Origin of the sequence: Brevundimonas sp. (assembly GCF_035627475.1) — a bacterium.
Lineage (GTDB): Bacteria > Pseudomonadota > Alphaproteobacteria > Caulobacterales > Caulobacteraceae > Brevundimonas.
Map to the genome: position 1 here is coordinate 21,907 of NZ_DASPLR010000017.1, position 8,038 is coordinate 29,944.

At 71.0% G+C, this 8,038-nt stretch carries 9 protein-coding genes, 1 tRNA gene and 1 pseudogene; 8 read left to right on the forward strand and 3 right to left on the reverse strand.

The genetic code is table 11. The features are described from left to right. Nucleotides 1-23 precede the first annotated feature (23 nt). Both VEA62_RS04325 and VEA62_RS04330 read right to left on the reverse strand, forming a co-directional pair. Complete coding sequence (locus tag VEA62_RS04325) at nucleotides 24-707, reverse strand: glutathione S-transferase family protein (protein ID WP_324818881.1); 684 nt, start codon at nucleotides 705-707, stop codon at nucleotides 24-26. 66 nt (nucleotides 708-773) lie between these two features. Continuing rightward, a complete protein-coding gene (locus VEA62_RS04330; RefSeq protein WP_324818883.1) occupies nucleotides 774-1,706 on the reverse strand; it encodes a cation diffusion facilitator family transporter in 933 nt (310 codons plus the stop codon). Nucleotides 1,707-1,835: 129 nt separating this feature from the next. Between VEA62_RS04330 and VEA62_RS04335 the strand changes: the two genes are divergently transcribed. Beyond that, the gene (locus VEA62_RS04335) at nucleotides 1,836-3,023 is read left to right on the forward strand and encodes a citrate/2-methylcitrate synthase (protein ID WP_324818885.1); all 1,188 of its coding nucleotides are present in this window, start codon (nucleotides 1,836-1,838) and stop codon (nucleotides 3,021-3,023) included. A gap of 27 nt (nucleotides 3,024-3,050) precedes the next feature. Beyond that, nucleotides 3,051-3,854, forward strand: coding sequence for an undecaprenyl-diphosphate phosphatase (locus VEA62_RS04340; protein ID WP_324818888.1), 804 nt, complete (start codon nucleotides 3,051-3,053; stop codon nucleotides 3,852-3,854). A 4-nt stretch (nucleotides 3,855-3,858) separates the two neighbouring features. Here the strand turns inward: VEA62_RS04340 and VEA62_RS04345 are convergent, their stop codons facing one another. Beyond that, complete coding sequence (locus VEA62_RS04345) at nucleotides 3,859-4,851, reverse strand: complex I NDUFA9 subunit family protein (protein ID WP_324818890.1); 993 nt, start codon at nucleotides 4,849-4,851, stop codon at nucleotides 3,859-3,861. 175 nt (nucleotides 4,852-5,026) lie between these two features. Here VEA62_RS04345 and VEA62_RS04350 point away from each other — a divergent pair. The 6 genes and pseudogenes from VEA62_RS04350 to VEA62_RS04375 all read left to right on the forward strand — a co-directional run. Further along, nucleotides 5,027-5,113, forward strand: a tRNA-Leu gene (locus VEA62_RS04350). A gap of 145 nt (nucleotides 5,114-5,258) precedes the next feature. Further along, entirely contained in the window at nucleotides 5,259-5,873 is a 615-nt protein-coding gene (locus VEA62_RS04355; RefSeq protein WP_324818892.1) for a ribonuclease D, read from the forward strand. Next, on the forward strand, nucleotides 5,873-6,529 hold the full coding sequence (lptC, locus tag VEA62_RS04360) for an LPS export ABC transporter periplasmic protein LptC (protein WP_324818896.1): 657 nt from the start codon (nucleotides 5,873-5,875) through the stop codon (nucleotides 6,527-6,529). Before VEA62_RS04355 ends, lptC begins: the two co-directional genes overlap by 1 nt. A 2-nt stretch (nucleotides 6,530-6,531) precedes the next feature. Next, nucleotides 6,532-7,008: an LptA/OstA family protein gene (locus VEA62_RS04365; protein WP_324818898.1), complete on the forward strand. Its 477-nt coding sequence runs from the start codon at nucleotides 6,532-6,534 to the stop codon at nucleotides 7,006-7,008. Between the two features lie 104 nt (nucleotides 7,009-7,112). Next, on the forward strand, nucleotides 7,113-7,826 hold the full coding sequence (lptB, locus tag VEA62_RS04370; protein ID WP_414641818.1) for an LPS export ABC transporter ATP-binding protein: 714 nt from the start codon (nucleotides 7,113-7,115) through the stop codon (nucleotides 7,824-7,826). A 7-nt stretch (nucleotides 7,827-7,833) separates the two neighbouring features. Beyond that, nucleotides 7,834-8,038, forward strand: a pseudogene (locus VEA62_RS04375) (RNA polymerase sigma-54 factor); the annotation flags it as partial.

Genomic DNA, 8,038 nt, shown 5'->3' on the forward strand with positions numbered 1-8,038 from the left:
GCCGTCGTCTGACGCCTCGCGGCTCAGAAGTCGAGGTCGTGATACCAGGCGGAAGGCTGGACGCCCGGGAACCGGTCGGCCAGCAGCGGCCGGAAGCAGGGCCGCGACTTGAGCTTCATGTACCAGGTCTTGACCGCCGGATAGGCGCCCCAGGGAACCTCGCCGAAATAGTCCAGCACCGACAGATGCGCCGCGGCCACCATGTCGGCCTGGGCCAGGCGGCGTCCGGCGAGGGCGTCGCGGGTTCCCAGCAGGGTCTCCAGCATCAGCAGGTGGGCCTTCAGGGCCTCGCGCCCGGCCCGCAGCGCCCGCGCCTCGGGCGGGCCCAGCCGAAGCAGCGGCTTCTCCATCCGCTCGTGCAGCAGGACGGCGTTGACCTCGTCGTTGAAGCGGCGGTCGAACCAGCCGACCAGACGCCGCGTCTCGGCCCGCTCGACCGGGTCGGCGGGCATCAGGAAGGGCTCGCTCGACCGATCCTCCAGCCAGCCCAGGATTGCGGAGGGCTCGCACAGGGTCAGGGCGCGGCCGGCGTCGGTCGTCTGCAGGACCGGCGGCATGCCCGACGGGTTCAGCGTGGCGACGGGGCAGCCGTCCTCCCACGGCCGCACCACCGTGTCGGTGAACTCGATCTTCGCCTCGCCCAGCGCCAGCCGCGCGGCGCGGGAGCCGGGATCGAAGGGGAAATGATACAGGACGCAGGCCGACATGCGCCGATCCATGCGGCACAGGGCGTTAAGTCCACGTTAGCTATGGAGGCGTCGGCCGCCTCGGCGTCAGGCGGGTTCGTCAGCGTCGCCGGAACCCGTGCCCGCGTGGGGCTCGGCCCGTCCCCTCGGGTCGGGGTGGATCAGGATGTCGGCGCGCGGGAAGGCCTCCAGCAGCCGCTGCTCCGCCCCGACCACGATGGCGTGGGCCTCCTCCAGCGTCAGGCTGGGTTCGAGGTCGACATGCATCTGGATCATCATCGCCGAGCCGGCCATCCGGCTGCGCAGCTGATGCACGCCGGTGATGCGCGGATCGGCCAGCACGGCGGTGGTGATGGCGATCCGGTCGGCGTCCGGGACGGCGCGGTCCAGCAGATGATCGGCCGCGTCCTTCAGCAGGCCGAGCGCGCCCCAGAACAGCCACACCGCGACGATCAGCCCCGCCGCCGCATCGAGACCGGGCGCGGACAGGAAGGCCCCTGAGGCCACCCCGATCAGCACCACCGCGCCGGCGGCCATGTCGGCGGCGTAGTGGGCGCGGTCCGCCTTGACCGCCATCGAGCCGCTGCGGCGGATGGCGCGATCCTGCATCCAGACCAGCCATCCGGTCAGGGCCAGCGAGATCAGGACGACCATCACCGCCCAGTAACCTGAGCTCACCGGGCGGGGATCGAAGATGCGCTGGACCGCCTCCCAGCCGATGAACACCGCCGAGGCGAAGATCAGGCCGGCCTGCACCAGGGCGGCCATCGCCTCGCCCTTGCCGTGGCCGTAGCGGTGCTCCGCGTCCGGCGGCGCGGCCGCCCAGCGCACGGCGAAGAAGGTGGTCAGCGACGCCGCCAGGTCGAGCGCCGAGTCGGTCAGGGAGGCCAGCATCGCCACCGAACCGGAGGCGCCGAGGGCGAAGGCCTTCAGCGCGATCAGCACCACCGCCACGCCGACGGACAGGCGGGTCACGCTGCGGGCGGCGAGATCGGCGTCGTCGAGGGGCGTCGTGGTCATCGCCGTCTTGTCGCGGAAAGCGTCGGCGGCGCCAAGCGGGCGGAGCGGCGTTAGCGGCATCGTCACGAAATGGCCCCATGCTGGTTGCCGGATGGACTCTCAAAGTCCGTCAGGTCTTTCGGAGTCGACATGCAGTCGGCAGAGACGGCATCGCAGGCCGGCCGCTGGATCGGACGCGGCGAGGCTCTGGCCCGGCTGGGGGTCAAGGCCCAGACGCTGTACGCCTATGTCAGCCGCGGCCGCATCGCCGCCCGGCCCGACCCAAACGATCCGCGCCGCAGCCTCTACGCCGTCGCCGACATCATGCGGCTGAGCGGGGATGAACCGGCCGCCGCGGGCGAGATCGGCCAGTGGCTGCCGCCGCCCGAGGAGTCGGCCGACGCCGAGTTCGAGCTCCGCTCCGCGGTGTCGATCAGCGCCCAGGGGCGGCTGTTCTATCGCGGCATGGACGCGGGCCAGCTGGCCGAGGCGGCGACGCTGGAGGATGTGGCGCGTCTGTTGTGGGACGCGCGTTCGGCCAATCCGTTCGCGGAGGTGCGGCCGCGTGTCGGCGCCACGCCGGGTCACTCGGCCCGCGGCCGGCTGTTCGCCGCCCTTGCCCGCCGGGCGGAAGAGGACGCGGAACTCAAGGCGCGGTCGGCCGAGGCCCTGCGCGTCGAATGCGCCCGGGTGCTGGACGAGGCGGTCGACGCCGTGGCCGGTTCCGGCCCGCGCCTGTTCCTGCACCAGCGGCTGGCCCGGGCGTGGAAGGTGCGCGAGAGCGACGCCCATCTGATCCGTCGCGCCCTGGTGCTGTCGGCCGACGCCGGCCTCGACGCCCCCGCCCTGGCGACGAGGGCCGCGGCCGATGGCGGTGCGTCGCCGGCCGGGGCCGCCCTCTCCGGCCTGGCGACGCTGGCGGGCTCGTCCGGGATCATCGACCTGGCCCGCGCCTCGGCCTGGGTGGTCGCCGTCCGTCGTCAGGCCGCCGACGCCGCGCGGCGGGCCCACGAAGCCGGTGTCCTGTCGGGCTTCGGCGATCCGGCCTGGCCCCGCGGCGATCCGCGCGCCGCCGCCCTTCTGCAGGCTGTCGGCCTGCCGGAAGACCTCGCCCGGGCCATGCGCGAGGGCGAGCAGATGACCGGCCGCGCCCCGACCTTCGGCCTCGCCCTGGTCGCCGTCGCCCGCCGCCTGGAGCTGCCGCGCGACGCCGCCGCCGACCTGCTGATGATCGGCCGGCTGGCGGGGCTGCTGGCCCATGCGCTCGACCAGACGACGAACGGCTCGCCTATCCGGGCGCGCCTGCGCTATGTGGGTCCTGAACCGGGCGCGAACTGATCCGCCTGACCTTTATCGGGGACGCGGATGGCGGATTGGCTGGCGGCGATCATTCTTGGTCTGGTCGAGGGACTGACCGAGTTCATACCGGTATCCTCGACGGGACACCTGCTGCTGGCCAAACAGGCGCTCGGGCTCGGCGACGAGCCCTGGGACACCTTCATCGTCATGATCCAGCTGGGCGCCATCCTCGCCGTGGTCGCCCTCTATTTCAAACGCCTGTGGAAGGTCCTGATCGGCCTGCCCGGCAAGGATCCGGCGGCCAGAATGTTCGCCGTGTCGGTGCTGCTGGCCTTCGTTCCGTCGGCGATCGTCGGCCTGCTGTTCCATGACTTCATCAAGGAGGTGTTGTTCAACACCACCATCGTCTGCGTGACCCTGATCCTCGGCGGCTTGGCCCTGATCGCGCTTGAGCGCTGGGCTCCGGTCCCGCGCGAACATGACGCCATGAAATTCTCATGGAAGACGGCGCTCGGCGTCGGCCTGTTCCAGTGCCTTTCGATCATCCCGGGCGTGTCCCGCAGCGGCGCGACCATCGTCGGCGGCCTGCTGCTGGGCGTCGAGAAGCGGGCGGCGGCGGAGTTCTCCTTCTTCCTCGCCATCCCGACGATGGTCGCCGCCTTCGGCCTCGACTTCTGGGAGAGCCGCGATCTGATCACCCCCGACGTCGCCGGCGTCATCGCCATCGGCTTCGTCGTCTCGTTCGTCAGCGGCCTGTTCATCGTCCGCTTCCTGATCGACTTCGTGGGCCGCTACGGCTTCGCTCCCTTTGCGGCCTGGCGCATCCTCGTCGGGACGTTGGGCCTGCTCGGGATGTGGCTGTACGCCTGAGTCGTCAGGCCTGGACGGTGGCGGCCGTGTCCGCCGGACGCTCCGAGAACTGCCCGCCGCGCCGGTAGCGCCACAGGTAGGCCGGCGCGATCGCCTCGATACCGGTCGGTTCGATTCCCAGCTCCGCCAGGCCCTCGGCGCCGTCCGCGACCACATTGTCCGTCTCCAGGCTGACGGCCTGGTCGCGGGTCAGGACGGGGGCGATGCCGACGATGCTGCTCAGCTGGGCCAGCGAGCCGATGCCCCGCGCAGCGAAGAAGGGCAGGGGGATCAGGCCGTTCCGGCGCCGGGTCTCGCGCAGGATCAGTTTCAGGATGTCCTCGAAGGTCATGACCTCCGGTCCGCCCAGTTCGAAGGTGCGTCCGGCCGCATCGGACCGCTCCACCGCGCGGGCGATCGCCTCGGCCACGTCGCCGACATAGACCGGCTGAAAGCGGGTCTTGCCGCCGCCGATCAGCGGCAGCGCCGGGGATATGGACGCCATGGCGGCGAACTTGTTCAGGAAGCTGTCGCCGGCGCCGAACACCACGGAGGGCCGCACGATGACCGCGTCGGGCTTGGCCTCGCGCACCGCCATCTCCCCCGCCGCCTTGGTCAGGGCGTATTTCGACCCGCTCTCGGGATTGGCGCCGATCGCCGACACATGAACCAGCCGGTCGATCCTGGCGGCGGCGCAGCCGACGGCGATGTTGCGGGCGGCCTCGACGTGCATCGCCTCGAACGACCGCTTGCCCGCCTCATATAGAATGCCGATCAGGTTGATCGCGGCGTCCGCCCCCTGCAGCGCCGCCTCCACCTGCGCCGGGTCAGTGGCGTCGCAGCGGACGGCCTGGATCTGGCCGACATGGCCCGAGGTCTGCAGCTTCCAGGCGCGGTCGGGGCGGCGCACGGCCACGCGGATGCGCCATCCGCGCCGCGCCAGAACCCGGACGACCTGGCCGCCGACAAAGCCGGAGCCGCCGAAGACGGTGATCAGGCCGGGCGCAGCTTCGCTCATGACAGTCTCCAGAGGCGGGGCGGCCGGTGCGGAAACCGGCCTCGGCGCGGGGATTAGACGATGGCCACCACGGCTGCAACGCAAACAGGACAAAAGCCTGTTGACCCGCCCCGGGGGCTGCCTTAAGGGTCCGCGCCTTCCGGACGGAAACGCGTGCAAGCGCGAAGACGTCTGGGCCCAGATGGCGGAATTGGTAGACGCGCTGGCTTCAGGTGCCAGTGGCTTAACGGCCGTGGAGGTTCGAGTCCTCTTCTGGGCACCATATTTGAAGGCGTCCCTCCGTCGAGGGCGCCACTATTCGAAACGGCGTCGCATCCCTGATGCGGCGCCGTTTCTGTTTGGCCCTATCGCCTCTCGCGCGGCGAGAGGCTACTTGAGGGCCTGATGATTTTGCCGAGACCGACTGCATGACCGTATTCCTGCACGAGGGCGACCTGCCCGACGGCCTCGACCTCGGCCCCGAGGTCGCGATCGATTCCGAGACCATGGGCCTGCGCTTCCGCCGCGATCCCCTGTGCGTGGTCCAGCTCTCGGCGGGCGACGGCGACGCCCATGTCGTGCGCATGCGCCGCCCCGGCTACGACTGCCCGAACCTGAGGCGGCTGCTGACCGACCCGGCGGTGCTCAAGCTGTTCCACTTCGGCCGCTTCGACATCGGCATGTTCCAGCTCCACCTCGGGGTGGAGACCCGGCCGGTCTATTGCACCAAGATCGCCTCCAGGCTGGCCCGCACCTACACCGACCGCCATGGGCTCAAGGACGTGGTCCGCGAACTGGCCGGCGTCGACCTGTCCAAGGCCCAGCAGAGCTCCGACTGGGGCGCCGCCGAGCTCAGCCCCGCCCAGCTGGAGTACGCCGCCTCGGACGTCCTCTATCTGCATGCCGTCAAGGCCCGCCTGGACGAGATGCTGGTCCGCGAGGGGCGGATGGAACTGGCCCGCAAATGCTTCGACTTCCTGCCGACACGGTCCGCGCTGGACCTCGCCGGCTGGGACGAGATGGACATCTTCGCGCACACCTGATGACCGATCCCGCCGACATGCGCGACCAGGCGGACGAGGCCCGCATCGCCGCCACGGCCAGGGCCTTCCGCGCCCGCTCGCGCCGCGTGCAGCTGCTGCGCCGCATCCTGCCGGTCGCCATCGTCGTGCTGGCCGGCGGCACCGTCAGCTGGATCGTGCTGCGCAGCGTCATCTCGGATGTCGAGCGCAAACAGGGCGCCTCGCGCGAGGTCACCCTCGAAAAGTCCCGCTTCCTCGGCCAGGACGCCCAGGGCCGCAGCTTCGTCGTCGGCTTCGAACGCGCCGTCCGGGATGCGGAGACCGGCCGCTTCCGGCTCGTCGGCCCGGCGCTCCGGCTCAATCTCGGCGGCCGCAAGGTCACCACCCTGACCGCCGACGGCGGCGTCTACGACGAGGCGGCGAAGACCGTCACCATCGGCCCGAACGTGCGAATCTCCGACGGCGGCTCCGGCTTCACCCTGGTCACGCCGGAGGCGGTGGTCGACACCGAAACGGGCATCGTCACCGGTTCGAAGGGCGTCCAGGGCTCCGGCCCCCTTGGAACCGTCACCGCTTCGTCCTATGCGATCTATGAACAGGGCGAGCGGGTCGTGTTCAGCGGCTCGGGTGATAACAAGGTGCGCGGGACCATCAACGCCGCGAGGTCGGACGGATGAGCATGACCAGAACCCTGACGACGGCGGCGATCGCCCTGGCCCTCGCGGCCGTGCCCAGCGTGGGCGGAACGCAGAGCTTCCAGAGCGGACAGCCGATCATGTGGGGCGCCGACGAGGTGTCGCGCACGCCGACGGCGCTGTCGCTGCGGGGCCGGGCGGAACTGACGCAGGGCGACAACCGCATCCGGGCGGACCGCGTGGAGGCCGGCGTCTCCAACGGCGACCTCACCCGGGTCGAGGCCACCGGCAACGTCTATTTCGTCACCCCGGAGCAGACCATCCGCGGCGACCGGGCCGTCTATACCCCCGCCAACGACACCATCGTCCTGACCGGCGACGTGATTCTGACCCAGGGCGAGAACGTCATGACCGGCGGCCGGCTGACCTACAACACCCGCACCGAGGCGGCCGAAATGGACGGCGGCGGCCAGAACGGGCGCGTGCAGGGCGTCTTCTACCCCGAACGCAGCGGGACCTGAGCCCCGGCTCGGCCTGACCAGTGGCGCGCAAGGAACTCTCAGCCCTCAACGTCCATGACGCCGCTCCGGAACAGGCGGCGGCCGAGGCGCCGCGCCCCACCGGCCTGCGCGTCGAGCACATCGCCCGCTCGTTCGGCCAGCGTCAGGTCGTGCGCGACGTCTCCCTGCACGTCGAGCGCGGCCAGGTCGCCGGCCTTCTCGGCCCCAACGGCGCCGGCAAGACGACCTGCTTCTACATGATCACCGGCCTGATCGCGCCCGATTACGGCGACATCCGGCTGGACGGGACCGACATCACGGATCTGCCGATGTATCGCCGCGCGCGTCTCGGCGTCGGCTATCTGCCGCAGGAGCCGTCGATCTTCCGCGGCCTCAGCGTCGAGCAGAACATTCGCGCCGTGCTCGAGGTCGTCGAATCCGACCCGGAGCGGCGCGAGACCCTGCTCGACGACCTGCTTGCGGAATTCTCGATCACGCATCTGCGTCGCACGCCGTCGCTGGCGCTGTCAGGCGGCGAGCGGCGCCGCGTCGAGATCGCGCGCGCGCTCGCCGCGCGGCCGCGGCTGATGCTGCTCGACGAACCCTTCGCGGGCGTGGACCCGATTTCCGTCGGCGAGATCCAGCGCATCGTCACCCACCTGCGCAACCGCGGCATCGGCGTGCTGATCACCGACCACAACGTGCGCGAGACGCTGGGCATCTGCGACCGCGCCTACATCCTCAACGAGGGCGCGGTGCTCGCGCAGGGCGCGCCCGACGCGCTGCTCGCCGACCCCGACGTGCGCCGCGTCTACCTGGGCGAGGCGTTCCGCCTGTAGCGGCGCGATGAAGCCCAGCCTCCAGGTCGCGCTGGGCCAGCAGCTCCGGCTGACACCGCAGCTGCGCCAGGCGATCCACCTGCTGCAGCTGTCCCGCGCCGAGCTCGAGCAGGAGATCGCCGCGGCCGTCGAGGCCAACCCCCTGCTCGACTGGGACGAGGACGCGCCTTCCCCCGCGGAGGAGGCGCCCGAACAGGGTATCGCCGAGGCGC

Bases quoted from the DNA above. Each gene is read 5' to 3' on its own strand.
- VEA62_RS04325 (WP_324818881.1), bottom strand. From the start codon at position 707: ATGTCGGCCTGCGTCCTGTATCATTTCCCCTTCGATCCCGGCTCCCGC.
- VEA62_RS04330 (WP_324818883.1), bottom strand. From the start codon at position 1,706: ATGACCACGACGCCCCTCGACGACGCCGATCTCGCCGCCCGCAGCGTG.
- VEA62_RS04335 (WP_324818885.1), top strand. From the start codon at position 1,836: ATGCAGTCGGCAGAGACGGCATCGCAGGCCGGCCGCTGGATCGGACGC.
- VEA62_RS04340 (WP_324818888.1), top strand. From the start codon at position 3,051: ATGGCGGATTGGCTGGCGGCGATCATTCTTGGTCTGGTCGAGGGACTG.
- VEA62_RS04345 (WP_324818890.1), bottom strand. From the start codon at position 4,851: ATGAGCGAAGCTGCGCCCGGCCTGATCACCGTCTTCGGCGGCTCCGGC.
- VEA62_RS04355 (WP_324818892.1), top strand. From the start codon at position 5,259: ATGACCGTATTCCTGCACGAGGGCGACCTGCCCGACGGCCTCGACCTC.
- lptC (WP_324818896.1), top strand. From the start codon at position 5,873: ATGACCGATCCCGCCGACATGCGCGACCAGGCGGACGAGGCCCGCATC.
- VEA62_RS04365 (WP_324818898.1), top strand. From the start codon at position 6,532: ATGACCAGAACCCTGACGACGGCGGCGATCGCCCTGGCCCTCGCGGCC.